This window comes from Solibaculum intestinale (assembly GCF_040096205.1).
Lineage (GTDB): Bacteria > Bacillota > Clostridia > Oscillospirales > Acutalibacteraceae > Solibaculum_A > Solibaculum_A intestinale.
This window is the reverse complement of record NZ_JBBMFD010000001.1, coordinates 350259-377216: the sequence shown is the minus strand read 5'-3', so window position 1 is coordinate 377216 and position 26958 is coordinate 350259. Positions and strand designations below refer to the sequence as shown.

The window sequence follows — 26958 nt, the reverse complement described above, 5'->3', positions numbered from 1 at the left end:
GTACATATTCTCCACTTGTCGTACCGGATGAAGCTTTGAGGAGGTAACACACATGAAAAAGCAATCCAAAAAAGCGCTTTCGCTGCTTTTGTCCCTGCTGATGCTGCTTACGGTAATGTTGCCGTCGGCAGTCGCGGCGGACAATGGTGCTCAGGCGTCTGAGACCAGTTTGTCTCAAAAAGCCGAGACCAATCAGACGGATGCGTTTGATCCCAACCCTTACGGAGCGCTGCGGGTGGGCGAAGTGCCGGCCGGTCCCAACGCCGTTTCGATAGGCCAGCTGACCAACCTGACCTTCAGTGAAGACATGGCGGTGATGACCGAAGCTCGAACCATCATCGTTACTGCCGACTATTCCGGTACCGCTGCCGATTTTGCCAAGCTCAGCTGGAACTTCTTCTACGGCGGTAAGCCCATCAGCGACTGGAAGAAGGACGGCAAATCCGATTCCTTCATCACGGTAGTTTCCGCCCCGTCCTTTGACGCGCAAACCGGCAAGATTACCGCCGAGCTTTTTTTCGACCTGCCCTTCGGCACGGTGGACCTGAGCAGTCCCCGTTCCAACCGCACCAAGGCCAACAACCTGTTCGGCATTTATTCCTTCAAGATGGTGGGGGTAAACGCGGACGAGGAAATTTGCTCGGCGTCGGCCGACCTGCGCCTGAGCATCTACGAAAGCTATCACGCCTGGAGCGAGATTGTTCCCACCGTCAAGGCTTCCATCGAGAAGTCCAAGGCGAAGACCGACCGTTATTTGGGCTATGACATCGTCGGATACTCCACTCAAGGCAAAGAAATGCCCATGGGCATCGTCGCCGAGAAACAGAGCGACATTGATTTCTATCTCAATGAATTCCTTCCCAAGGCGCTGGAGGATCCGGCCGCTGCCATGGAAATGGTCAAGGAAGGCAAGACCGATTACAAAATCCCCCTGTGGTGCAACAATATTCATGCGGACGAGCAGCCGGGCGTGGATGCCATGATTGAGCTGTTCGACCAGTTCGCCACCCAGGACACGGTTTCTTACACCACCTACGCCGCGTCGGAAAAGGCGTCAACCGGTTCCGGCCGGGACACCACCAATAACGTGCAGGGGGAGGAAACTACCGTCACCCTCAACGTGGATGAAATCCTTGACAACTTCATCTTGGTCTTCACCTTTGTGGACAATCCCGACGGTCGCGAGGCCATGACCCGTGCCCTTTCCACCGGGTTTGACCCCAACCGCGACATCACCTACCAGACCTCTCCGGAAATCTCCGCCCTGATGGGCCGTGTTTCCCAGTGGATGCCCGCCACCTTCCTGGACCTGCACGGCTATGTCAAGAACTTCCTCATCGAGCCCTGTTCCGGTCCTCACGACCCCAACTACGAATGGGATCTCTTGGTGCAGAACATGCAGCCTCTGGCCCACGCCATGGGCCTGGCCGGTACCTCTACGTCGGAGAAATACACGAAGTTCGTCATTCCCTATGAGGATTATGACGCGGGCCTCAACGGCGGCTGGGACGACGGTTCCCCTATGTATACCGCCATTGTGGCCATGCACTACGGCTCTCTTGGACACACCGTGGAAATCCCGGAAATGAACGAGAATTCTGTTCTGGCCAACCACGGCGTCATGCTTGCCTGCATCGACTACATGCTTAAGAATAAGGACGCCGTCTACCTCAATCAGCTCGAATACTGGCGCCGCGGCGTGGAGAACACCGATGAAGCCGAAAAGGTGGATCCGTGGTTTGTAAATGCCGACGGCGAGTCCATCGGCCGCCCGAGAGAAGAGGGCGCGTCCTTCTTCCCGGACTACTATGTGATCCCGGTGGATCCCTCCATGCAGAAGAACGTCACCGAAGCCTACAACATGGTGGAATACGGCCTTCACAACAACTGGGAGATGACCCAGCTCACCGAGGATACCCAGGTCAACGGCGTCACCTACCCGGCGGGGACCTTTGTCATCGACATGAAGCAGGCTCGCCGCGGCTACATCAACGTCTGTCTCTTTGAGGGATACGACATGTCCGACTACGACAGTATGTACGCCGAAGTGGTCATCAACTTCCCGGAAATGCGCGGCTTTGATTGTGACGAGATCCGCGCGCCCGGTGCTTTTGACGGAAAGACCACCCCGTATACCGCCTTTGCCCGCCCGGCAAACGTAGTGCCGGATTCCGAGCAGGTGGTCATCGCCAACGATTCCAATGACGCGGTAAAGGCGGTCAACACCCTGCTCAACGCCGGCAAAAAGGTGTTCCTCATCCAGGGCGAGAATCCCGGCGTCTACGCGCCCGGTGATTTCCTGGTTTCCGCCGCCGATGCGGCCACCCTTTCCGATTATCAGCTGACCATGCACGCCTATAACGGCTACTCTCTCGTCAAAGAGCTTCCCAAGCCCACCGTTTATCTGGCGGGCGGCAGCTACGAAATGAGATGGGCCCTCAACTACCTGGGCTTTGACTTTGTGGAGAGCACCGCCGACGCGCAGCCCAACGTAATTGTCAGCACCTCCAACGCCAACGTCAAGAGCCTTATCGACGCCGGTATCCCCTATGTGGGTACGGGTGCCAACGCCGTCACCTTTGCCCGCAATACCCTTGGTATTGCCGACCTGACCACCAAGACTATCCCGGCTGGCGAGGCGCTTTTTGCCGCTTCCTACGCGCAGGGCAGCTTCGTGACCGCCGGTTATGAGGACCAGGATACCGTTTACCTGAAGAACGCCTATTTCTCCAATGTGCCGGAGAACGTAGAGCAGCTGATTGTGGCGGCGGACGAAAATTCTTACATCAAGGGTTTTGCGAAGGCCAACCTCAGAAGCGACGTGGACGGCAAGGCTTTTGCCGTGCAGGCGGACTACAACGGCACGCCGGTCACCCTGTTTGCCAACAACGTGATGAATAAGGGCCATGTTCAGGTGGCTTATCGCCTGCTTGCAAACGCCGTTTATTCCTCCGTCGCGGGCCTTTCCGACGGGGATTACGGCAAGCTCACTCCCTTTATCTCCATGGAAAAGGAAGATTTTTCCGTAAAGCCCAACGAGCAGTTCACCACCACTATCCTGACCTCTCAGGATGTGGAGAACATCAAGCTTTACAACGAGTACGGCATGGGGCTCAGCTCCCAGAAGAGTTATGTAGACAACACCGATGGCACCCGTACCTGGAAGGTGACCACCTCCATCGGTACCAAAGGCCAGCGTACGCTCTCCATTGTGGGTGTCCTTGGCGATGCCTCGGAAGTCACGGCGGACTTTGCTCTGCAGATTGCCGTGGACCTGAAGGTTCCGGCAAGCGAGGAAGAAGCGAAGGTCCTTGAAGCGGTCTGCGCCAAGAACGCCAAGGTCAACGAGAATTTCACCATCACTGTAACCACCAACCTGGGCGTTTCCAAGGTTGGTCTCTTCAATGAGAATGGCATGGGCCTGACCTCTTCGAAGAGCTATGTGGACCAGAATGGGGTGCGCATCTGGACGCTGGCCACCTCGGTGGGCACGCCCGGCAGCCGGACGCTGACGGTCAAACCGGCCGGCGGCGACGGCGAATGGCTGGACGACGGCAAAACCGTTTCCATCCAAATCACCCGCAACTAAATTGTAGGTAGAAAAATGGCCGTGGTACAAATTGGTACCACGGCCATTTTATGTTCGTTTTGCAGCAAAGAGATGCCAAAGCCATGTCTCTTGCCCAATGCATCCTCTTTTTTCTGCCCCCTACGGAGAAATCAGTCCTTCTGTTCGGGCGCCGATTCGAAGAGATATTTATACTGCCGGCTTTCCCGCAGAGAAATAAAGTCATCGTCGGCCACAATGATGTGGTCAGTCAGCTTTACGCCCACGAATTCCAGGGCATGGCGCACCATCCAGGTGGTTTCGATGTCCGCCTCGGAGGGAAGCGCGTTGCCGTTTGGATGGTGATGAGCCAGAATTGCAGAAGTGGCCTTATAGCGCATACTGATCTCCACCAGCTTGCGTACATTGACGTTGACCTCATTGACCACTCCCTCCGATACGATTTCACAGTTGAGCACCCGGCCTTTGCCGTCTAAAGCCAGGAAGAAAATTACCTCGTCGGTGCGGCCGATGAATTTGGGCTTAAAGTACTCGCCTGCTTCTTCCACGCTGGTGATGCATTTTCCAGAGCAGCGGTCCTCATAATACCGCCGGCAAAGTGCCGGGATTAAGGAAAGAAACACCGCCGAATTTTTCGATATGCCCTCCACCTGCATCAGCTCCTGCACCGGTGCTTCCAGTACGGCGGATAGGCTTCCGAACCGGGCCAGAAGCCGGTGGGCGATTTCATTGGTGTCCTTTCGCGGGATTGCGTAAAACAGCGCCAGCTCCAAAACGTTATGGATTTCAAAGCTGTCCAACCCCTCCTCGATAAAGCGGTTGCGAAGCCGTTCCCGGTGTCCATCATGCATTGCCATAGAAATCCGATCCATCTCCTCGTCGCCACTTGGCGTCTATTCTTTCTCGATAATTATATACCAATATACAAATTTTGCAAAGCTTCTCGTTACAAAGAGCGGATTTCATGGTATACTGTGCATAACCTGGAAAACGAGGAGGACGCCCTCACCCCATGAAACAGTTCACTGTAAAAGACAACGACGCGGGACAGCGGCTCGACAAGTTTGTGACCAAGGCCGTGCCGCTTCTGCCGAAATCGCTTCTTTATAAATCCATCCGCCTCAAACGCATCAAGGTAAACGGCAAACGCTGCGAAATTTCCACCCGGCTTCAGAAAGGGGATCTGGTGGAGCTTTATCTTAAGGATGAATTCTTCGCTCCCGCCCCGAAAAAGCTGCCCTTTTCCGCCGCGCCGGCAAAGGTGTCGGTGGTCTATGAGGACGAAAATATTCTGTTAGCGGACAAAAAACCGGGCCTTTTGGTTCATTCGGACGACAAAGAGTACGGCGATACCCTTATCGACCGTATTCAGCATTATCTCTATGACAAAGGGGAATACGACCCGGAAAAGGAAAACTCTTTTGCACCCGCCTTGGTCAACCGCATCGACCGCAACACCGGCGGAATCGTCATCGCGGCGAAAAACGCGGCGGCGCTGCGGGTGCTCAACGAGAAGATGAAGGAGCGAGAGCTTAAGAAATATTACCTTTGCATTGTACACGGAATTCTCAAGAAGAAGGAAGCGACTCTGGAAGGTTATCTGCACAAGGATGCGGATAAAAATAAGGTGTTCGTCTATCGGCATCCGGTAGAAGGAGGCCGTACCATACGCACCCGGTACCGGGTGCTGCGGGAAAAAAACGGGCTCAGCCTTCTGGAAATCGAGCTGCTGACCGGGCGTACCCATCAAATCCGCGCCCACATGGCCTCCATCGGCCACCCCCTTTTGGGGGACGGCAAGTATGGCACCAATGCGCTCAACAAGGGGACCGGCTATCATAAGCAGGCGCTTTACTCGTATAAGCTGACCTTTGCATTTGATAAAGACGCGGGGCCGCTGCAATATTTGGACAAAAAGACGTTTGAAGTGAAAGACGTGTGGTTTTTACGGGAGTTTGAAGAATAGGATGTCCTTTCGGCATACCCGTAAGCTACGGCACCGTCGCCTATCCAAAAGGAAAACCCGCCAAAGAGTTTTACAGAAAGCGGATACAAGAAAAACAGAGGGAAGCATCTACACCTGGGCTATCAATCATCGGAAGAGGAGCAGTTGTATGTTTATCGCGGATTTGCATATCCATTCCAAATATTCCCGCGCCACCAGCAAAGAGTGCGTGGCGGAATATCTGGACCTATGGTCCCGCCGCAAGGGGATCGACCTGCTGGGCACCGGGGACTTTACCCATCCGGCCTGGCGGGAGGACTTAAAGGAAAAGTTGATGCCCGCCGAGGAGGGATTCTATACTCTCAAGGACGAATACCGCTTGCCGGACGAGGGGATGGGTGGCAGCCGGCGCCCCCGTTTCGTGGTTTCCGGGGAAATTAGCTCCATTTACAAGAAGAACGGGCGGGTGCGCAAGGTGCACAACCTGATTTTGCTGCCCGGGCTTGAGGAAGCGCAAGCCCTCTCCAAGCGTCTGGAAGCCATCGGCAACATCCACTCGGACGGCCGTCCCATCCTGGGTCTGGACAGCCGGGACCTGCTGGAGATCACTCTGGAGGTTAGCCCCCGGGCCATCTTTATCCCCGCCCATATCTGGACGCCGCATTTTTCCCTGTTCGGCGCCTTTTCCGGCTTCGATACCATCGAGGAATGCTTTGAGGATTTGACGCCCCACATCCATGCCCTGGAAACCGGCCTGTCCTCCGACCCGCCTATGAACTGGCGTCTCTCCGCCCTGGACCGGTTTACACTCGTTTCCAATTCGGATGCCCATTCGCCCGCGAAGCTGGGACGGGAGGCGAACCTTTTTACCACCGAGCTCTCCTATTCCGCTGTGAAACGGGCGCTGGAGGAGCCGGAGTCGGGCGGCTTCGGAGGGACCATCGAGTTCTTCCCGGAGGAAGGAAAGTACCATTTGGACGGGCACCGGGCCTGCAAACTGTGCCTGTCTCCTTCACAAACCATGCACACGGATGGAAAATGCCCGGTCTGCGGGCGAAAGCTCACCATCGGGGTGCTTCACCGGGTAGAGGAGCTGGCCGACCGGCCGGAAGGGTTCATACCGAAGCGGCCGGCAAAGTTTGAAAGCCTGGTTCCCCTTCCCGAAACCATCGCCGCATCCCTGGGCTTTTCTCTCATCAGTAAAAAGACGGCTGCCCGGTATGAAGCCCTTCTGCGGGAGCTTGGTCCCGAATTCTACCTGCTGCGGGAAGCGCCTCTGGCCGATATTGAACGGGTGGCGGGGCCCTGCGTGGCGGAGGGGATCCGCCGGGTGCGGGCCGGGCAGGTGGAGCTTACCCCGGGCTACGACGGGGAATATGGGAAAATCCATCTCCTTACCCCGGAGGAAATCGGCAGGTTGTCGGGCCAGATGTGCTTTTTCAAAGAAGAGGCCGCGCCCTCAAAGAAGCCCACTGAAATCCAAACAGCGTCGCCGGTAAAGCAGGCCTCGGCCGTAGAACCTCCAGAGCCTTTGAAAACAGAGCCGCAAACAAAAGATCCCCTCGCTGGCCTCAACGACCAGCAGCGGGCTGCGGTGACCGAAGAGGCAAAAGCGGTTGCTGTGATTGCGGGGCCGGGGACCGGGAAAACCAAGACCCTGGTTTCCCGCATCCTTTATCTCATCCAAGAGAAAGGGGTAAAGCCTTCCCAGATTACCGCCGTTACCTTTACCAACAAGGCTGCCGCGGAAATGCGCGAGCGTCTGGCAAAGGAGCTGGGCAGCAAACGGCGGCTCAAGGGTATGACCATCGGCACCTTCCATTCCATCTGCCTGTCCCTGCTTTGCGAACAGAAGGGGGATGTGACGGTGATTGAGGAAGGGGAGGCCCTGTCCCTTGCGAAGGAAGTGACCGATTCTCTGCCCGGCCGGCTCTCGCCCAGGCGTCTGCTGCGGGAGGTATCCAAGGTCAAAAACGGGATGGCTCCCCGGGAAGACCCGCCTGAGCAGCTGGCGCAGGCGATCACTTTGTACAACGAAAGGCTGCGCGCCTACGGGGTGTTGGACTTTGATGACCTGCTCCTTTGCACCAGGGACGTGTTTTCGGCTTTGGACAAGCAGGCCCGCCGTCCGTTTACCCATCTGTTGGTGGACGAGTTTCAGGACATCAACGAAATTCAGTACCAGTTGATCGAAGAATTTGCCAAGGACAGCGAAAGCGTCTTTCTCATCGGGGACCCGGATCAGGCCATCTATGGCTTTCGCGGGTCGGACGCCCATTGCTTTTCCCGATTTCTTAAGGAATATCCGGATACCCGCGTCATCCGCTTAACGAGCAATTACCGTTCCACGCCCCAGATTCTCGCCTGCGCTTTGCCGGTGCTCCCGGCTTTGGAGGAGGGAGAGCCGCCCAGGACACTAGAGGCCAGGCGGGCCGAAGGAGAGCGGGTGCGTTATGTTACCGCCCCGGACGAAAAGTCCCAAGCCATCTATGTAGCCAAGGAAATTGGACGGATGGTGGGCGGGATGGACATGCTCGAAACCGATGCGGGAATAAAAGAGCGGGGCCAGACCCTGGGCTTTTCGGACATTGCGGTGCTCTACCGCACCCATCGGCAGGCGGCGTTGCTGGAAACCTGCCTGCGAAAGGAGGGCATCCCTTATATCGTAACCGGGCGGGACCCCGGCTTGCTTTCCGACCAGGGAAGGGGCGTGCTCGGCTTTTTCCGGTTTCTGCAAAACCCCAGGGACCTCATTTCCCTGCGCGCTTGTCTGCGCGAACTGTTCGACTGCCCGCCCGACCTTGCCGCTTCTCTTTTGCAGGAGCTTTCGCAAACCGGACGGACGCTGGAGGAACTGGGGCCGGAGAAAAAAGCGGACAAGGCGGTCGAAAAGGTCCTGGCCCTGCGGGAAGATTTCGCCCCCCGCTTTTCCAAGGCGAAACCTCAGGTGCTGGTACGGGAATTCTTGCTGGCGTGCGCCATTGCGGAAACAGAGGAGTTCGGACACCTCTGCGCGGCGGCCGCCTTTTTTGATGACATGCCTTCTTTCTTAAACGCCTTGGTGTTCGGCCAGGAAGGGGATTTGTCCCGCGGTTTCGGGCGTGCCTATGCTTCCGATGCGGTGCGGTTGATGACCTTTCACGGCGCGAAAGGCCTGGAATTCCCGGTGACTTTTCTTTATGACGTGAGCAAAGGGGTCCTGCCCTTAGATGCGCCCGGGAGGACTGCTGACGAAGAAGAGGAACGTCGGCTTTTTTACGTGGGAATGACCCGCGCTCAGGACGAGCTGATTCTTCTTTCCGCCAAAGAGCCGTCTCCCTTTCTTGCAGATATACCAGCTTCTCAACTGGTGACCGGCTGTACCTTTCTTCCAAAGCCGCCCGCCCAAGGCAAGCAAATGAGCTTGTTCGACCTATAATACAGGCAAGCAAAAAGAGCCGCCAAGTGGCGGCTCTTTTTAATCGGACAAAACCGGATCCATAGGCCTTTCCCTATCAATCCCGTTTCCTTCTCCTATTATACAGATGGAAAGCAATATGGTATACTAGTGTGGAATACCAAGCCGAAATCGGCTCAATTAGATGGGAGGTTTTTTCATGAAGGTAGTCATCATCGGCGGCGTAGCAGGCGGCGCGTCTGCGGCGGCCCGGCTTCGCAGGCTTGACGAGCAGGCCCAGATTGTCCTGCTCGAACGGGGAGAATACATTTCCTTTGCAAACTGCGGCCTGCCTTATTACATCGGCGGGGAAATCCGGGACCCGTCCGCCCTGACTTTGCAGACCCCGGAAAGCTTTCACGCCCGCTTTCATATCGACGTGCGGGTAAACAGCGAGGCAGTGGCCATCGACCCGGCAGCGAAAACCGTTCAGGTGCGAAATGCTGCTACCGGCGAAACCTACCAGGAAACCTATGACAAGCTGATTTTATCGCCGGGCGCCAGGCCGGTGGTTCCTCCCATCGAAGGGCTTCCGAACGGCCGGATTTTTACCCTGCGCACCATTCCCGATACCCTGGAGATTAAAGCTTATATCCAAAAGCGTCGTCCTAAGACCGCGGTGGTCATCGGCGGCGGTTACATCGGGGTGGAAATGGCGGAAAACCTGACCAAAGAAGGCGTTTCGGTCACCATCGTGGAGCGGATCGACCATCTCATCGGCCCTCTGGACTATGATATGGCCTGCGACGTTCACCGCTATCTGCGCGAGCAGGGCATCCGTGTTTTGCTCAAAGAAGAGCTCAAAGCGGTGCGGAAAGAGGGAGAGACCCTCATTTTGACCCTAACCGGCGGCGAGATCGAAGCGGACATGGCTATTCTATCGGTGGGAGTAACGCCGGACACCGATCTTGCCAAAAAAGCGGGGATCGCCGTCAATCAAAGAGGATGCATTGTGGTCAATGAACAGATGCAGACCTCCTTTAAGGACATTTACGCGGTAGGCGATGCGGTGCAGATCACCGATTTCGTCACCGAAAAAAAGGGATACGTTCCCTTGGCCGGCCCGGCCAACCGCCAGGGCCGTATCGCCGCCGACCATATCTGCAATCGGGAAAGCGCCTATCACGGTACCCAGGGATCTTCCATCCTTAAGGTATTCGACATGACAGTGGCCTGTACGGGACTCAACGAGCACACGGCCCGTACTCTCGGCATTCCGTATGAAAAAGTATTTACCTATTCGCCCTCTCACGCGGGCTATTATCCGGGCGGGAAGAACATGTCCATCAAGACCTTGTACGCTCCCCGTACGGGGCGGATACTAGGCGCGCAGATCGTGGGCTTCGACGGGGTCGACAAACGCTGTGACGTTCTGGCCACCGCCATTCGCTCCAAGCTCACCGCCTTTGACTTAACCGAGCTGGAGCTTTGTTACGCCCCGCCGTTCTCTTCGGCCAAGGACCCGGTGAACATGGTGGGCTTCGTCATTGAAAACACCCTTGCGGGCCTGGTTAAGAACTTCCATTGGCACGACGTGGCAAGCCTTCCCCGGGACGGCAGCGTGACTCTCCTGGACGTGCGCACCCAAGCCGAGCGTGCGAAGGGCCATATTGAGGGCTTTGTTCACATTCCTCTCGACGAGCTGCGGGACCGCCTGAGCGAGGTGCCTGCCGGCAAGCCGGTGTTCGTCCACTGCCATAGCGGCCTGCGCAGTTACCTGGCCTGCCGGATTCTTTCTGGGAACGGGTACGACTGCTATAACCTTTCCGGCGGCTACCGGCTGTACGAATCGGTGACCAAGGACCGTGCAGTGGAGGACTATCCCTGCTACGAACGGCCTATCCAGCCGCTCGGCACTGTTCGATAAAGGCCAGAAAAGGCGCGGACAAAAATTTGTTTTTGTGATAAATGAGGCTGAACATCCGGGTAAGCGACACGTTTCGCAACTCGACGATGTGCAGCCTCTTTTGCGCCGCTTCCTCTTCCACCAACCGCTTGGAGATGACCGACAGCCCCTGTCCACCGATCACGGCGTTTTTGATGGCCGCTGAACTGTGGCATACCCACTTTTCCTCGATCTGCACGCCCTGTTCGGCTAAAAACTGCTCAAAAAGCTCCCGCGTGCCGCTGCCCCGTTCCCGCAGGATGAAGGCCTGTCCGGCAAGATCGGCCGCTTCCACCTGTTCTTTGTCGGCAAAAGGATGCTGCATGCCGCATACCAGCGCCACCTCGTCCTCCATCATGGGCACCGCTACCAAGTCGGGATGCTTGATTTGCCCTTCCACCAGCCCCAGGTCCAGCTCGCTTTTGAGGATTTTTTCCTCAATGACGCTGGTATTGTCCACGAAAGCGTGTACCCGCAGCTCTGGATGGGACGCTTCAAACCGGTTGATGATGCCGGTCAGCAAGCAGATGCCAACCGTAATGGTCGCGCCAATGTGTAAAGAGAGATGCTGGGAGGAATACTGCATCTGACGCTCCATTTCCTCGAAAAGCGGGACGATGTGCCGCGCATAGGTAAGCAGCCGCTCGCCCGCCTCAGTCAGATACAGCCGGCGTGACAACCGTTCGAACAGCAACACTCCATAGGCCCGTTCCAGTTCCCCGATGGTCTGGCTGACGGTAGGTTGGGCAATGTATAGCTTCTGGGCAGCTAGACTCATTTTTCCCGTGTCCGCCACCGTCAGAAATACTTTTAAGTGCCGTATGGTCAATAATATCATTCCTTTTCATAGGGAAATACCTATATAATATATTCGAGCATACTATTTTACGAACGCAATTGCAAGTGGTATACTGAAAAAAAACGCAGAGGAGCGCGAAAAAAATGGGTGTTACAGCCGAACAAAAGAAACAGGTAAAAGGACAGGGGTTTCTCCACAACCGGGGAACCGACGAGTTTTCCGCCCGCATCATCACGGAAAACGGCGTGTTAAACGCTGCCCAGCTTAAAAACATCAGCGAGGTAGCCGAGCAGTTTGGAAACGGCAAGGTGACCTTCACCACCCGATTGACGGTGGAAATTCCCGGTATTGCCTATGAGGATATCGAGAAGGTCAAGGCATATGTGGCCAAGGAGCAGCTGGAAACCGGCGGCACCGGGGCGAAGGTGCGCCCGGTGGTGGCCTGCAAGGGGACCACTTGTGTGTTTGGCCTGATCGACACCCAGGGTCTTGCCAAAGAAATCCACGACCGTTTTTACAAAGGCTATGGATCGGTGGCGCTGCCTCATAAATTTAAAATTGCCGTGGGCGGATGTCCCAATAACTGCGTCAAGCCCGATCTAAACGACGTGGGAATCGTAGGGCAGCGGGTGCCGGCCATCAATAAGAGCCTGTGCCGTGGATGCAAGAAATGCCGTCCAGAGGCCGCATGTCCCATGGACGCAATGAAGGTCAGGGACGGAGTCATCCATCGGGACAAGTCGGTGTGCAACAACTGCGGCCGTTGCATTACCACCTGTCCCTTCGGCGTCATGCCGGACGGGACGATAGGCTACAAGGTTTACATCGGCGGCCGATGGGGGAAAAAGACCCGCCATGGCGATATGCTCAAAGAGCTCTTCACTAAGGAAGAAGCGCTCGACGTGGTGGAGAAAGCCATCCTGCTCTTTAAGGACAAAGGAAAACCAGGCGAGCGGTTTGGTTCCATGGTGGAGCGCATTGGCCTTGAGAAGGTGGAGAAAGCGCTCCTGTCCGATCACCTGCTCAAGCATAAAAATGAAATTCTGGGATTGTCCATCGAAGGAGTTTGCCGCTGATGAAACGAATCGTAACCCTGCTGATCGCCCTTTCGCTGCTTTGCCTGTCCCTTTCCGGCTGCGGGCCTGCCAAGGATGCCGCATCGGTTTCTTCCTCTTTAAGCGAAGAGCAGAAGGCGCATTATACCTTTACCGACGACCTGGGCAATACGGTCGTTCTCAAAGAAGCGCCGAAGCGGGTGGTGTCTCTGATGGGGTCTTATGCGGAAACCTGGATGCTGGCAGGAGGAACTCTTGCCGGCGTAACCGAGGACGTAATCAGTGAACGGGGAATGGAAGTACCGGAAGGGACCAAGATCATCGGGACCGTCAAAAATCCCAACGCGGAAGAGATCCTCAATCTGTCGCCCGATTTTATCCTTCTTTCCACCGACATCGAGTCGCATGTAAAACTGGCCGATACTCTGAAAAATGCCGGAATTCCCCATGCCTATTTTCAGGTGGAGTATTTTGAGGACTACCTCAATATGCTGAAAGTTTGCACCGATATCACCGGCCGGGACGACCTGTACGAGCAAAATGGGGTCCAGATAAAGCAGCAGATCGACGAAGTCCGCAAACAGGTGCGTCTGGCAGAGGGGAATGCTCCCACCGTGCTGCCCATCCGGGCGTTGAGCACTGCCGCCAAGGCACTTCCGAGCGACAATATGGTTTGCAAAATGCTCGAGGACCTGGGTGCGGACAACATCGCCACCCGGCACGCCTCCTTGCTGGAAGAACTGAGCATGGAAGAGATTATCGAAGAGGACCCGGATTTCATTTTTGTCATTACTATGGGGGATTCCCAGAAGGCCATCGACGCTCTTAAAAGCGGAATTGAGGCCAATCCCGCCTGGAACAGCCTTTCCGCTGTGAAAAATGGCCGGTATCTGGTGCTTCCGAAAGACCTGTTCCACTATAAGCCCAACGCGAAATGGGGCGAAAGCTATGCGTATCTGGCGCGCATTCTCTATCCGGATGTCGTTTCCTAAGGAGAGCGGGCGGTTTCGCCTGCTGATCGTTGCAGGGACGGCGGCGCTGCTTTTGGTCCTGGCAGCGGTCAGCCTTTGCAGCGGTTCGGCCTCCATTCCGTTGGACGAAGTAATCCGCGCCCTTTTTTCCCGGGACCAAACGGAGAAATTCTATCAGATTGTCCAGTTCGTTCGCCTGCCCCGCACGCTGGCTGCCGTTTTGGCCGGAGGAGCTCTGGCGGTAGCGGGAGCGATTTTGCAGGCGGTGCTGGGAAATGCGCTGGCAAGCCCGAATATCATCGGCGTCAATGCCGGTGCGGGGCTTTTCACCATTCTGCTGGCTGCTTTTTTCCCCCAGCTCATTTGGTTTACTCCCCTTGCCGCTTTTTTGGGCGCGCTGGCGGCGGCTCTGCTCGTCTATCTGCTGGCTCAGAAAACCGGTGCCTCCCGCATGACCATTCTGCTCTCCGGCATCGCCGTTTCCAGCTTTCTTGGAGCCATCACCGATGGAGTCATCACCTTGGTGCCGGATACCCAGGCCGGGCGGTTTGCGTTTTTGATCGGCGGCTTTTCCGGCGTATCCATGGACAGCTTGAAGCTTGCCTCCCTGTGCATCCTGATCGGGATTGGAGCGGCCCTTTTATTCAGCTACGACTTAAACGTCCTCACCCTTGGCGAGGAGACCGCCAGCACCTTAGGAATGCGGGCGGGGCTGACGCGGATGGTGTTTTTAATTCTGGCGGCTCTTCTGGCGGGGAGCGCCATCAGCTTTGCGGGGCTTTTGGGATTCGTGGGCCTGATCGTTCCCCATGCGGCCCGGTTTTTTGTCGGGCAGGATCACCGGTATCTGCTGCCGCTGTGCGCATTGCTGGGCGGGGCGTTTACCCTGCTGTGCGATCTGCTCGCACGGGTGTTGTTCGCGCCCTTTGAACTGCCGGTGGGAATCGTGCTCTCCTTTTTGGGCGCGCCTTTCTTTTTGTATTTGCTGTTTAAACAGAAACGGGGGCGGCTGCATGATTGAGTTGAGAGAGGTCGGTGCCGGCTATCCCGGCAAGGAGATTTTGCATGGGGTGAGCGTTGCGTTTTCCAAAGGGAAGGTGACGGGAATCATCGGCCCGAACGGCTGCGGGAAAACCACCCTTCTAAAAACCGCCGCCCGGCTTTTAAAGCCTTTGTCCGGTGAAGTCCTGCTGGAAGGAAGGCTGGTTTCGGCGTTTGCACCCAAGGAATTTGCCCGCCGGGTGGCCGTGTTACCCCAGTCCAGAGCAATACCCTCGATTAGCGTGGCAAACTTTGTGATGCACGGCCGGTTTCCTTATCTGGGATTTCCCAGAACCCCGGTCAAAGCCGATTGGGAAAAGGTGGACGAGGCTCTCGAGCGGATCGGTATAGCGGTATACCGCCACCGCAGCCTTTCGGAACTCTCCGGCGGAGAGCGGCAGAAGGTGTACCTGGCTATGCTGCTGGCCCAGGACGCTGAAGTTCTGCTGCTCGACGAGCCCACCACCTATCTGGACATCAACCATCAGCTGGAGCTGCTCGGCTTGGTGCGAAAGCTTAACGAAACCGGCAAGACGGTAGTTATGGTCATGCACGACCTTTCTCAGGCCCTGCGCTTTTCCGACCGGATTGTGCTGATGCAGGAAGGGGAGATTGCTGCTCAGGGCCCGGCCGGGGACGTGTACGAAAGCGGAAAAATCCATGAGGTTTTCCATGTCCGTTCTCAGCGTATACAAAGCGAGGGGCAGACTCATTATCTGTTTTATTAAACGGGGTTGTGGGCCGCATATCATTTTTGTTTTTTCACATACTAACCATGAACGCTGAAAAGGAGCTGATTGGTTATGTTCAAACACGAGAAGCAGATGCTGCATGAAATCAAGGTGGACGGCCCCAATCCCAATTACGGGGCGCTGCTGCAAGAGCAGCTGGGCGGTCCGCAGGGAGAACTGAAGGCCGCCATGCAGTATCTTTCCCAAAGCATGCGCATCAAGGACCCGGAGATTAAAGACTTGTTTCTGGACATCGCCGCGGAGGAGCTGAGCCATATGGAGATGGTGGCCAACACCGTCAATCTCTTAAACGGCCATCACCTGGACGCGGAAAACGCGACGGTGGGAAACGTGGAGGCCCATGTGCTTACCGGGCTTACCCCCATGCTCGCGAACGCCTCCGGGTATCTCTGGACCTCTGCCTATGTCAATGAAACCGGCGACCTGGCCGCCGACCTGCTTTCGGACATTGCTTCCGAGCAGCGGGCGAAGGTGGTATATCAGTACCTTTACCGCCAGATCAACGACAAAGGCGTGCGGGAAACCATTGATTTCCTGCTGAACCGGGAAGAGGCCCACAACGCCATGTTCCGGGAAGCCTTCAACCGCATTCAGGACAGCGGTTCCCAGCAGAATTTCGGCGCAACTGCCGATTCGCGCATCTATTTCGACCTGTCGAAGCCGGGCGGCCAGTCCTTTGACCCAAGCAAGTCCACCCAGCCGCCAAGCTTTAATATGCCCCAGTAAAAAACCATTAGAAAAGAGGCCACCGGTACATCCGGATGCCTCTTTTTTGTTTGCAGCAATGGATTTGATAGCGGTTCATCAAGAAAAAAGAGCGCTGTATAGCAGCGCTCTTAAAAAAATTGATTTTAGTTGCCTGTATTGCAAATCATTTGTAAAAGGGAAAGAAGCACATTTTCAAACTTTTTGTTTTTTTGATCCTCTAATTTAAAGTTTAGGATGGTATCTTTTTCTACGCCCAATGCTTGTGCATAATCCTTTAATAATCGGTCAGAGGGAAATCTTTCGCCATTCTCAATGGCATTGATATATGCAGGAGTGACCGAAAGTTCCTGTGCCAGATCTTTCACCTTGATATCCCGTGCAATACGCAACAAGCGAAAAATATTCAATTTGTTGTCTTGTGTATCTGTGTTTTTCGATTTCAAACCTTCACTCCCTTCATGAATTTTAAAACAGTGGAAAATCCTCCGACCATTTCCTGTCACTTGGGGAAATATTGCAGATTAAAAAAAATTATTATTCGTTTATTCATTTCGTATCACCTCAATACTTACATTTTATGAAATTAGTACTGCTAATAATTTTGTTAGTATAATGAACTCCAGCTATATTTTCTTTGTGGACCAAATCATGATACGCTCCACCAATCAAGGCTTTCGTTCACAGGCACTGCATTTTCCGATACAGTGCCTGTGAACCGCCATCGGTCAGAAGTCTTTTAAAAAATGCACAATCACCTTTTTTAAAAGAACGGAAAAAAGAAACTTACTTACTTCAAGCACCAGCTTTCCCCAGCGCTTGGCGGAACGAGAGACCCTCGTACTTTGGTATAGGAGAACGAGTTTTTCCCATCTCTTAACCATTTCTTTTTTCCATGCCTTCTTCATTTTGGATGTACGTTTCATGATGATACCTCCGAAAAAATATAGAATCGGAGGACTTTCCGCTATCTTAAATTTTCAAGGTTCTGTTTTACCCATATACTATCATGCGTTGTTTAAAAAGTCAACAAAGTTTAAAAAATAAACACATAGACTTTTAATGAAGCGGGTGCGTTTCCTTTTTGTCTATCAAAGGCAGCAAACAAAAGGATGCGCACACGCGTCTCCTGTGGTATAATGGAGCAAATCAACTGTAACCTTCCTTTTCTTTGGTTTGCATAGGAAGGTGCGGTTCTTTTATATCCGGCGGATCGAACTCACATAACCAAAAGAAAGAAGGCCGCTTTTATGAAGCTATGGTTTAAGCAGCGGATGTTTTCCTGGCTTGACAGCTATGATATTTACGATGAGAACGGACAGACCATGTTTGTGGTAAAGGGCGCCCTGTCATGGGGACACTGCCTGCATATTTATGACGCGGCGGGCCAGCAGGTAGGAACGGTGAAAGAAGAGGCGTTTACCTTTCTGCCCCGGTTTCGCATGTTCGTAGGAGACCAGTATGTGGGGCAGATCAAGAAGGAGATTGCCTTTTTTAAGCCCAGCTTTGTTCTTGACTGCAACGGCTGGCAGGTGACCGGCGACTTCTGGCAGTGGAACTATGCGGTATACGACGGGAACCGGCCGGTGATGTTCGCCTCCAAGAAGCTGTTTAACTGGACGGACACCTACGAGATCGACATTTGTCAAAACGAGGATGTGCTTTTTTCGCTGATGATCGTGCTGGCTATCGACGCGGCTAAATGTTCCTCTGGAAACGATTGAGGCTAGGGGAGAAATGGCTATGAAAAAACGGATGTGCTTCGCTGTTCTGGCGGCGGTGCTGTTGTTGATTTCCGGATGCCGGGGCCCCTCGGTACCGGCCGGTGCGCAGGTGAGCAAGACGGAGAGCCAAGCCCTCCTCAGTCTCCCGCCGGCTGTCTCCGTACTACCGGAAGCATCGGACAGGGAAGAGCCCCAGCCGCAGCCGACCGCTTCCGAGCAGGTGCTCGCCGCAATGGAAGGGACAAATCCTAAACGGGCGGTCACGAAAGAATTCCTAGACTGGTGCGCGCAGAAAGAAGGAGATGGCTTTTTACCAAAGCTTCTCAGCGCCATTAGGAGCGATGGCTATTTCGACGGGCTTTTTTTCCGCTTGACCGGACGCACCCTCGTGGTGCTCTATGACGAATATACCGGCGCGCTGTCGGCTGCCGAAAATATCCGAATGAAGGACGCAGCCCGACCGGACCAGACGATTCTGGGCTTTACCGGGGACATCAACCTAGCCGACGGCTGGTATCAGATGAACTACTACGACCACCAGCCCGACGGTATCTACGGCTGCCTGGGCGACGATCTGCTTGGCGAAATGAACGGCGCGGACATTATGCTGATAAACAATGAGTTTACCTTTTCCACCCGCGGCGTTCCTCTTTCCGGTAAGCTTTATACCTTCCGCGCCAACCCGAAGAAGGTGGAGATTCTCACCCAGATGGGGGTGGACCTGGTGGGCCTTGCCAACAATCATATTTATGATTATGGGCAGGATGCTTTTTTTGACACGCTTGACACCATCGACGGCGCAGAAATCGACCGGATAGGCGCCGGCCGGAATTTGCAGGAGGCTTGTACCCCGCAGTACTATATCGTCAATGGGCGAAAAATTGCCTACGTGGCCGCTACCCGGGCGGAAAAGAACGTCATGACTCCTGCCGCCGAGAGGAATAAGGAAGGGGTGCTGCGTACCTATGACCCTGCCCTCTTTTTGCAGGTGATCGCCGAGGCAAAGGAAAACAGCGATTTTGTGGTAGCCTATGTCCACTGGGGGACGGAGAACAGCACCAAGCTGGAAGCGGACCAGCGCACCCAGGGCAAGCAGTACATCGACGCGGGGGCGGACCTGGTGGTGGGCGCCCATCCCCATGTTTTGCAGGGAATGGAATTTTACCGGGACAAGCCCATCTTTTACAGCCTGGGCAACTTCTGGTTCAACGACGTACCCACTGACACGGCGCTATTAAAAGTTCTCCTCGATGAAGAGGGAACGGTGACATCCGTGCTGGTACCCTGCTACCAGGGAGGCGGCCGCACCGATATCGTAACCGATCCTGCCGAAAGAACCCGGATGTTTTCTCACCTGGAACGCATCTCCATCGGGGTGAACATTGACGAAACCGGCGTCATCCGTCCGGCGGGATAAAACCACCGGATTTTTGTCCTGCAAGCGGCGTTTGCAGATGGAAAGAAAAGGCCCGAAGCGCAATTCCGCTTCGGGCCTTTTCTTGACGCATGGTATGAGGGGAACTGGCAACTTATTTGCGCACGCCGTCCCGGATGATTTTGTATAGCTGAATGAGGACGGTGGGGGCGAAGGCCAGCAGGACAATCAGGCCGGCTTGTGCCGCCGTCAAAGGCGTGACCAAAAAGAGCCCTTGCAGGAAAGGCAGGAATAAGACTGCCGCCAGCAGCAGAACGCCAGCGCCGAAGGCCATCAGGCTATATTTGTTGGAGCATAGCCCCAGGCGAAAAATGGACCCGTCGCCCCGGCAATTAAACCCGTGGAACAGCCGGGCGAGCGTCAAGGTAGCAAAAGCCATGGTACTTGCCAGCGCCGCGCCGCCTTGGTTTAAACCGATAAAGAAAGCGCCCATGGTTGCCGCCGCGATCAATAAACCGAGGATTCCAATTTTTCCGGTCAGCGCCTTGCTTAGGATGGGGTCCTTGGGATTGCGGGGCTTTTGGCGCAAAAGGTCGCTGCGGGCTTCCTCCATGCCGATAGCAATAGCGGGCAGGCTGTCGGTAAGGAGGTTGATAAAGAGCAGATGCACCGCAGCAAAGGGCACCGGCAGCGCCATCAGGGAGGTAAACAGCACGCAGAAAATACCCGCGGCGTTGCCAGAGAGCAGGAAGGTGATGGCGTTTTTGATGTTGGTATAAACGTTGCGCCCATTGACCACCGCTTTGACGATGGTAGCGAAATTGTCGTCCGCCAGAATCATGGAGGCCGCGTCCTTGCTAACCTCGGTGCCGGTGATGCCCATGGCGACGCCGATGTCCGCCTTTTTCAGAGCCGGCGCGTCGTTGACGCCGTCGCCAGTCATGGAGACGATGGAGCCCCGCCGCTGCCAGGCGGAAACGATACGGATTTTATGCTCGGGCGATACCCGGGCGTACACACATACCTTCGGCAACACCTCGTCGAGCTGTTGGTCCGTCATCCCGTCCAGCTCCACTCCGTCGAGAGCCATATCTCCCTCTTCGAAAATGCCGATCTGCCGGGCAATGGCTCTGGCCGTCACCTTGTGATCGCCGGTGATCATTACCGTACGGATTCCCGCCCGTTTTGCGTCCGCCACCGCTTTTACCGACTCGGGTCTTGGCGGGTCCATCATGGAAATCAGGCCGATGAAGGTAAAATCCTTCTCGTCCTCCACCGTGGGAGCCCGTTCGCTTTCCATCTCCCGATAGGCAAAGGTGAGCACCCGCAGCCCGTTCTCCGAAAGCTGGGCGTTGACCTGGGAGATCCGCTGCCGGTCCTCCTCGGTCATGGGACATACCCCGTCATGGGTGAGAATCCGGTTGGAACGGGCCAGCAGTACGTCGATGGCGCCTTTGGTCAAAAGGGTGGGAATCCCTTCGATGTTATGTAAGGTGCTCATGAGCTTGCGGTCGGAATCGAAGGCCACTTCGCCCAAGCGCGGGTGCTGGCTGCGGTAGGAAACCTCCTCCACGCCAAACACGTCCCCAAGCTGCACCAAGGCGATTTCGGTTGGGTCGCCGATACAGACCCCGTCTACATCGGTGGCGTCGCTTGCCAGAATCGCCGCCTTAAGAAGCATCCGCTGGGCATTGTTTGCAAGGTCGAGAGATTTGCCGTCCACCAGAATCCCGTCGGCGTAAACCTGCTGCACCTGCATTTTGTTTTGCGTCAGAGTGCCCGTCTTATCCGAGCAGATTACTGAAACGCACCCCAGGCTTTCCACGGCTTTCAGGTCTTTGATGATGGCGTTTTGCCTGGCCATCTTCTGGGTTCCCAGCGCAAGAACAATGGTGACAATGGAGCTTAGTGCTTCCGGGATCGCGGCCACCGCCAGGGCCACGGCAAACATCAGCGAATCAAGCAAGGGCATCTGCCGGTAAAGGGAGAGGCCGAACACCACCGCGCAGATCACCATAATGATAATGGCCAGCATCTTGCTGAACCGGTCCAGGCTTTCCTGCAAGGGGGTTTTTCGCTGTTTGGTCTGGTTCATCAGGGAGGCAATCTTGCCCAGCTCGGTTTCCATGCCGGTGGCGGTAATCACCGCTGTTGCTCGGCCGTAGGTCACCAGGGACCCGGAAAACACCATGTTCTTTTGGTCACCCAGCGCCACCTGGCCGCCCGGGATGAGATCGGCGTTTTTTTCCACGCTCTCCGACTCACCGGTCAGGGAGCTTTCGTTGGCCTTCAGAGAAAAGTTCTCGAGAATCCGCCCATCGGCCACCACCATGTCCCCGGCTTCCAGGAGAACGATGTCACCCACCACCACTTCACTGGAAGGAATGACGCACGTGACGCCGTCCCGAATCACTTTAGCGCTGGGGGAGGAGAGGGCCTTGAGGCTTTCCAGGGATTTTTCCGCCTTTACATACTGCACCGTGCCCAGCACCGCGTTGAGCAGAATGACCGCGAAAATGACAATGGAGCTTTCTCCCTGGCCGGATATCAGAGAAATAACGGCCGCCACGATCAGGATCAGAACCAACAGGTCCTTGAACTGTTCGAGAAAGATCAAAAGTAGACTTTTTTTCTTGGCTTCCGCGAGTAAATTAGGTCCATGGGCTTGCCGGGCTTTTTCCACCTGTCCCTGCGTGAGCCCATGAAGGGAAGAGCCGGTCTGGCTTAGTGCCTCTTCGGCAGTTTGGTTATAATATGTGCCGGGCATGCTGCATCCTCCTTTGTTGTGGGAAATAAAAAAGACTTTTAGATAGCGTCTGGCAATCCAGACGGCCATCCAAAAGTCTTGTTACCGATGTTCGGCGCTCATCGCCAGATTCCAAGGAATCGGGGTGTTGACGATAAGACTTATAACTACTCCCTTTTGAAGAAACAAGTGCTTATTTTTTATTATACCAGCCAAGAAAATAATGTCAACTGTTTTTTCTATTTTGCTCCATGTAAATTGATTTCTCCACGTTTCTCCAGAATTGCTGCATGGTTTGCCGTCAGCCATTTTACTTGATCCTGTACGTCTCTTGTACCGTCGGCATAAATCACCGGACAGGAAAGCGTTTTGAACCACATCTCTGTTTTTTCCGTGGGACGCGATGCGACAATAGCAAGAAATCGTTGTTCCTGGTCATACATATCTCCGCCAATCCGCACCCGTTCTCCGAATTTGTCATAGGCTCGCTGTTTGATACGGTTGAGACGAAGCGAAAGCGGCACGGATAGATAGATGGCACGGCAGGACATGGCTTTGATTTCATCTCCCATATCTCCATGTACTGCGCAGAGAATGAAATACCGGTATTTTTCAATCTCCCTGAAAACGGAAAAGGCATATTTCGCCACGGATACGTGATTTCACATAGGAAATCCCGGATTCCAGAAAGAAATGGTTTTCGATATTGATTTGTCTATATGCAGCGCTTTGGCCTATTTCCTGCCAAGCGTCGTTTTTCCGCTTCCGTTGGCCCCACAAAGAAGGATGCCGCCTGTCGTTGTATTCTCCATGTTATGTCATACGTCCGCCGTGCCGGTTCCGTTTTCTTCCAGATGGGAAAGCAGGATATCTATCGCAGACCGTACGGCCTCGTCGTCTTCCACCCGTAGCCTTTCCTTTATTTTCACGATCGTCGTTTCTCTGTCCTGCGGCCGCATCACCTCTTCAATACCATGGAGTGCGGCGCAGCGATTACGGGACTCGCCGCTGTCGATCCCCAGAAGAAGAGGAGGATAGCAATCGTACCGGCCCAGCAGGCACAAAGCCTGCAAAAAGAAAAGCGCCACCCACTGGTCTTCTTCCAGCCGCAGGCTTTCCTCAAGAAACGAGACGGCTTCGTCTAGACCTTCTCCACAGGAAAGGGCGCTCTTCGCAAAGGAGCGCGCCGCGTATCCGCGTATCATGGCCGTATCCGTCCGGCTGAGCTCCTTGAGCCGCTTTAGCACCAAAGGCGAGCAGCTGCATTCGGCCGCGTCGCTTGCCTCGGTGCGCACCAGTTCGCTTTCATCCGCCAGCCCCCGCAAAAGCATCTCCTCCGCCCGGTCCGCCGGGACCAGCGCCAAAAGGGAGGCCGCCTGTGCGCGGACCTCCTCGTCCGCGTCCCGGATGCATTCTTCTAAGACGGAAAGAAACGCTTCGGAAAGCCCGTCTTCATTTTTAAAACCAAATAATTGTTCCAATCGCTCGCTTGCCGTTTTCTCATTCATAATGCAAACCCTCTTTTGTCATACTAGGAAAGCCGACTGTTTTTACGAGTATAATCCAATCTTCCCCGTCCCGCAACCTCTTTTTTTTCAAACAAGTATCATTTTCCGTATTTGAGAGGAGAAAAAGCCATGAATGGAAACACCTATACCTTTGACGCCGTCATTCATAAGGCAGCGGATATGGACGGGGCCTATATAGAAATTCCTTTTGACGTTAAGGAAGTCTTCGGGAAAAGCCGGGTTCCGGTGACAGCCGCCTTCGACAGGGAACTCTATGAAGGAAGCATCGTCAAAATGGGGCACCCTTGCCACATTCTCGGCATCCGCAAGGAAATCCGCCGAAAAATCGGCAAACAGCCCGGGGACATCGTACATGTTGCCCTCTGGGAGCGCGCACGCAAATCATGAGCGGCAAAGTACAGATTTTTAAGAAAAAGGAGCAGGAACCGAAAAAGCAGGAACCGACCGGGGATTGCCTACATATTCTGGAAAAGAATATCGGCTCTGTCATATACGGGCCCTGGTACTTTTCACCAGAGAGGGATGGTTGCTTTGTCTGTTCATTATCCGTTTCAAAAGGCGCCGCTTCCGTATGAAAATACGGCGTTGCTTCCTTTCTTTGATCCTGATACGATATACTACCATCACGGCAAGATTTATGCATTTTATGTGGATATGCTCAACTACCTGATTTCGTCCTATCCCCAGCTCCACGGCATGAGCCTGCCGGAGCTTGTGACCACAGACCTGCACCTGCCGGCCCCGGCAGAAAACCAGATCAAGTTTTATGCCGGCGGCGTATTCAACCACGACCTGTTTTTCTCAGGCGTATGCAGCAAATCGACTGGCCAGCCGCAGGGAAAGCTAAAAGAAGCGATTGGGGCGGAATACGGTTCCCTCGACAATTTTAAGAGACTGTTTAAACAGGCCTGCTACAACGTTTTGGGCTCGGGATGGGTTTGGCTGGTTGCGGGAGACATCGGCGGCCTACATATTCAGATCACCAGGGACAACCAGCCGCCTTCCGTTCACGCCTTCACACCGATCTTTGGCATCGACGTATGGGAGCATTCCTACTTTCTCCGGTATCCCGCTCAATTGGGAGCATATGTGGACAACTGGTTTGAAACCGTCAACTGGGAGAAAGCAGAAAATCGGTATGAAAGCTGCCTGGCCACTGACAAGACAAATAACAAAGCCTATGGATAACGCTGCAAAAAATACCCATACTATTAAAGCCAAACATTGGGAAAGGATGTATTTATTATGGGTATTGCATTTGCAGAAAGCCAAACCAGAGAAAACCTTATGCGCGCGTTCGCCGGCGAGAGCCAGGCGCGTAACCGGTACGAATTTGCCGCCGCCCAGGCAAAAAAGCAGAAGCTGCACGTGGTCGAGGCGGTGTTTCGTTTCACGGCGGACCAAGAGAAAGCCCACGCAAAGGTCTATTACAATCATCTCAAGGAGCTTTGCGGCGATAACATTTTGGTGGATGGGCGCTATCCCATCGACCTGTATGACGATATGCTCTCCCATCTGAAGGCCGCCCAGCACAACGAGTACCAGGAATGGGAGCATGAATACGCCCGCTTTGGGGATATCGCGGCCGAGGAAGGCTTCAACCGAATCGCGGCCAGCTTTCGGATGATCGCCGAGGTGGAGAAGACTCACGGCGACCGGTTCGGTCATTTTGCCAGGCTCGTGGAACGCGACGAACTGTTTCATGCGAAGGTGCCGCTGAAATGGATGTGCCTGAAGTGCGGGCGCATTCACGAAGGCACCGATGCGCCGGAGATCTGCCCCATCTGCGGGCACAACCAAGGTTATTTCATCCGCCTGGATATGGCTCCCTTTGTAATGGGCTGATCTGCACTTGTAAAAAATAAACCAGCCGATTCTGCGACCGCCAAAAGGAAAGCTCTTTTTCCTTTTGGCGGTTTTTTGCGGGTATTTGCGTTAATTTACGGATTTTTTGTCCCGTTTGTTCCTTGCATTGAGGGGGGAAGGAATGGTATACTGAGCCTATATTATGAGGGGAATGTGGTGGTTGCAATCGTGCAGGCAGTAAAGAGGGGCGCCGTGAAATTGCTTAATAAGTATCTTACCGGCGAATCCATGCATTACCGGCAGATCATTGCGATCATCCTTCCGCTGCTGGTGGACCAGGCGTTCATCATCGGCCTGAGCATGCTCAACACCGCCATGATCAGCTCATCCGGCATGGAAGCGGTCAGCGCGGTCAACATGGTGGACTCGGTGAACATCTTCCTGTTAAACGTCTTCATCGCCATCGCCACCGGCGGTACGGTGGTGGTCGCCCAATATAAGGGAAGCGGGAACGACGAGATGGTCTCTAAGTCCGCTGCACAGACCATTTCCTCGGTGGCTATGGTCGCCGTTGTCATCAGCGTCCTGGTCATCGTGTTCCATGATCCGATTTTAAAGCTGCTCTTCGGCGGAGCAGAGCCGGCGGTTTTTGAAAACGCGCAGATTTATTTGATCGGCAGCGCCGCTTCCTACGCGTTCATCGCCGTCACCGAAGCGGTGTGCGGCGCCCTGCGCGGCGTGGCCCAGACCAGGTCCTCCCTGGTGCTCTCGGTGATCACGAACGTAAGCTATGTGCTTTTAAACGTGGTGTTCATCACCTTTTTGCACTGGGGCGTTGCGGGCATGGTCACCTCCATGCTCCTTTCCAGAGGTCTCGGAATGATCTGCTCCATCGTCTACCTGCTGAAAATCAACACGTCTTTGCACTTTCGTATTAAGGACGCGCTTAGGCTCAACCTGTCCATTCAGAAAAAAATTCTGTTCATCGGCATTCCGTTTGCCGCCGAGCAGATGTTTTTCAACGGCGGTAAGATTCTGACCCAGACCTTTGTCGTCCAGCTTGGCACGGTTTCCATGACCGTCAACGCCATCAGCTGGTCGCTGACCCAGCTGTTCCAGATTGCTGGCAATGCGTTAAACCTGTCGGTGGTCACGGTGGTGGGCCAGTGCATCGGCCGCCGGAATATCAAAGACGCGCGCAAATTTATCAAATCCTTCGTAGGGCTCGGGTCTATTTCCTTTGTGCTCAGCGCCGCCATCCTGCTTCCCCTCTTTCCAGTGCTGGTGCAGCTTTTTTCGCCGGCGCCGGAAATCGTCCCTACTATTTTTGAAATTGTACTCGTCACCGGGATCTGTCAGCCGTTTTTGTGGTCTTTGAGCTTTATTGTCCCTTCTTCTTTGCGCGCGGCGGGCGATTCCAAATATACCTCCGTGGTGTCGCTCTTGTCCATGTGGCTGTTTCGAGTAGCGTTGGGCTATGTGCTGGGCATCCTGCTCAACTTCGGCATCATGGGCGTCTGGGTGGCGATGATCGGCGAGTGGGGCGTACGCGGGGTCATTTTTATGATCCGCTTCCACGGCCAGAAGTGGTACCAGCATCGTCTGATCGATTAACGGGAAA

General features: G+C 54.7%; 22 protein-coding genes. 15 read left to right on the top strand and 7 right to left on the bottom strand.

All coding sequences use genetic code 11. The features are described from left to right. Positions 1-52 precede the first annotated feature (52 nt). Positions 53-3589, top strand: a complete 3537-nt coding sequence (locus WMO26_RS01755; protein ID WP_349217806.1) for a M14 family metallopeptidase — start codon at positions 53-55, stop codon at positions 3587-3589. Between the two features lie 131 nt (positions 3590-3720). Here the strand turns inward: WMO26_RS01755 and WMO26_RS01750 are convergent, their stop codons facing one another. Next, entirely contained in the window at positions 3721-4425 is a 705-nt protein-coding gene (locus WMO26_RS01750) for a JAB domain-containing protein (protein WP_349217805.1), read from the bottom strand. A 155-nt stretch (positions 4426-4580) separates the two neighbouring features. Between WMO26_RS01750 and WMO26_RS01745 the strand changes: the two genes are divergently transcribed. The 3 genes from WMO26_RS01745 to WMO26_RS01735 all read left to right on the top strand — a co-directional run bounded on the left by WMO26_RS01745 (position 4581) and on the right by WMO26_RS01735 (position 10816). Next, positions 4581-5534, top strand: a complete 954-nt coding sequence (locus WMO26_RS01745; RefSeq protein WP_349217804.1) for an RluA family pseudouridine synthase — start codon at positions 4581-4583, stop codon at positions 5532-5534. A 148-nt stretch (positions 5535-5682) separates the two neighbouring features. Continuing rightward, the gene (locus tag WMO26_RS01740; protein WP_349217803.1) at positions 5683-8931 is read left to right on the top strand and encodes a UvrD-helicase domain-containing protein; all 3249 of its coding nucleotides are present in this window, start codon (positions 5683-5685) and stop codon (positions 8929-8931) included. A 178-nt stretch (positions 8932-9109) separates the two neighbouring features. Beyond that, positions 9110-10816: an FAD-dependent oxidoreductase gene (locus WMO26_RS01735; protein WP_349217802.1), complete on the top strand. Its 1707-nt coding sequence runs from the start codon at positions 9110-9112 to the stop codon at positions 10814-10816. Here the strand turns inward: WMO26_RS01735 and WMO26_RS01730 are convergent. Then, positions 10788-11663 (bottom strand): LysR family transcriptional regulator, encoded by an 876-nt coding sequence (locus WMO26_RS01730; RefSeq protein WP_349217801.1) that lies wholly within the window; start codon positions 11661-11663, stop codon positions 10788-10790. The two genes, WMO26_RS01735 and WMO26_RS01730, sit on opposite strands and share 29 nt — an antisense overlap. A gap of 113 nt (positions 11664-11776) precedes the next feature. Here WMO26_RS01730 and WMO26_RS01725 point away from each other — a divergent pair, with 113 nt between their 5' ends. The 5 genes from WMO26_RS01725 (at position 11777) to WMO26_RS01705 (ending at position 16178) form a co-directional block, all read left to right on the top strand. Then, positions 11777-12709 carry a ferredoxin-like domain-containing protein gene (locus WMO26_RS01725; RefSeq protein ID WP_349217800.1) on the top strand — a complete coding sequence of 311 codons (933 nt, stop codon included), beginning with the start codon at positions 11777-11779 and terminating at the stop codon, positions 12707-12709. Then, positions 12709-13680, top strand: coding sequence for an ABC transporter substrate-binding protein (locus WMO26_RS01720; protein ID WP_349217799.1), 972 nt, complete (start codon positions 12709-12711; stop codon positions 13678-13680). The genes WMO26_RS01725 and WMO26_RS01720 overlap by 1 nt, the downstream gene beginning before the upstream one ends. Next, positions 13637-14680 carry a FecCD family ABC transporter permease gene (locus WMO26_RS01715; protein WP_349217798.1) on the top strand — a complete coding sequence of 348 codons (1044 nt, stop codon included), beginning with the start codon at positions 13637-13639 and terminating at the stop codon, positions 14678-14680. Before WMO26_RS01720 ends, WMO26_RS01715 begins: the two co-directional genes overlap by 44 nt. Further along, positions 14673-15428, top strand: a complete 756-nt coding sequence (locus WMO26_RS01710; RefSeq protein ID WP_349217797.1) for an ABC transporter ATP-binding protein — start codon at positions 14673-14675, stop codon at positions 15426-15428. The genes WMO26_RS01715 and WMO26_RS01710 overlap by 8 nt, the downstream gene beginning before the upstream one ends. Before the next feature lie 75 nt (positions 15429-15503). Further along, positions 15504-16178, top strand: a complete 675-nt coding sequence (locus WMO26_RS01705) for a manganese catalase family protein (RefSeq protein ID WP_349217796.1) — start codon at positions 15504-15506, stop codon at positions 16176-16178. Between the two features lie 125 nt (positions 16179-16303). Here the strand turns inward: WMO26_RS01705 and WMO26_RS01700 are convergent, their stop codons facing one another. Together WMO26_RS01700 and WMO26_RS01695 are read right to left on the bottom strand one after the other, a co-directional pair. Beyond that, complete coding sequence (locus tag WMO26_RS01700; protein ID WP_349217795.1) at positions 16304-16603, bottom strand: helix-turn-helix domain-containing protein; 300 nt, start codon at positions 16601-16603, stop codon at positions 16304-16306. Between the two features lie 282 nt (positions 16604-16885). Then, the gene (locus WMO26_RS01695; RefSeq protein ID WP_349217794.1) at positions 16886-17083 is read right to left on the bottom strand and encodes a hypothetical protein; all 198 of its coding nucleotides are present in this window, start codon (positions 17081-17083) and stop codon (positions 16886-16888) included. A 324-nt stretch (positions 17084-17407) separates the two neighbouring features. Between WMO26_RS01695 and WMO26_RS01690 the strand changes: the two genes are divergently transcribed. After that, complete coding sequence (locus tag WMO26_RS01690; RefSeq protein WP_349217793.1) at positions 17408-17881, top strand: LURP-one-related/scramblase family protein; 474 nt, start codon at positions 17408-17410, stop codon at positions 17879-17881. 19 nt (positions 17882-17900) lie between these two features. After that, positions 17901-19298, top strand: a complete 1398-nt coding sequence (locus WMO26_RS01685; protein ID WP_349217792.1) for a CapA family protein — start codon at positions 17901-17903, stop codon at positions 19296-19298. A gap of 112 nt (positions 19299-19410) precedes the next feature. Here the strand turns inward: WMO26_RS01685 and WMO26_RS01680 are convergent, their stop codons facing one another. The 3 genes from WMO26_RS01680 to WMO26_RS01670 all read right to left on the bottom strand — a co-directional run bounded on the left by WMO26_RS01680 (position 19411) and on the right by WMO26_RS01670 (position 23510). Then, on the bottom strand, positions 19411-22023 hold the full coding sequence (locus WMO26_RS01680) for a cation-translocating P-type ATPase (RefSeq protein WP_349217791.1): 2613 nt from the start codon (positions 22021-22023) through the stop codon (positions 19411-19413). Between the two features lie 218 nt (positions 22024-22241). Beyond that, positions 22242-22574 carry a P-loop NTPase family protein gene (locus WMO26_RS01675; protein ID WP_349217790.1) on the bottom strand — a complete coding sequence of 111 codons (333 nt, stop codon included), beginning with the start codon at positions 22572-22574 and terminating at the stop codon, positions 22242-22244. 246 nt (positions 22575-22820) lie between these two features. Further along, on the bottom strand, positions 22821-23510 hold the full coding sequence (locus tag WMO26_RS01670; protein ID WP_349217789.1) for a HEAT repeat domain-containing protein: 690 nt from the start codon (positions 23508-23510) through the stop codon (positions 22821-22823). A 129-nt stretch (positions 23511-23639) separates the two neighbouring features. Here WMO26_RS01670 and WMO26_RS01665 point away from each other — a divergent pair, with 129 nt between their 5' ends. From WMO26_RS01665 to WMO26_RS01650, 4 genes are all read left to right on the top strand, one after another. After that, positions 23640-23918, top strand: coding sequence for a DUF1905 domain-containing protein (locus WMO26_RS01665; RefSeq protein WP_349217788.1), 279 nt, complete (start codon positions 23640-23642; stop codon positions 23916-23918). Between the two features lie 144 nt (positions 23919-24062). Then, on the top strand, positions 24063-24719 hold the full coding sequence (locus tag WMO26_RS01660; protein ID WP_349217787.1) for a superoxide dismutase: 657 nt from the start codon (positions 24063-24065) through the stop codon (positions 24717-24719). Between the two features lie 57 nt (positions 24720-24776). After that, positions 24777-25376: a rubrerythrin gene (rbr, locus tag WMO26_RS01655; protein WP_349217786.1), complete on the top strand. Its 600-nt coding sequence runs from the start codon at positions 24777-24779 to the stop codon at positions 25374-25376. A 213-nt stretch (positions 25377-25589) separates the two neighbouring features. Beyond that, complete coding sequence (locus WMO26_RS01650; protein ID WP_349217785.1) at positions 25590-26951, top strand: MATE family efflux transporter; 1362 nt, start codon at positions 25590-25592, stop codon at positions 26949-26951. Positions 26952-26958 lie beyond the last annotated feature (7 nt).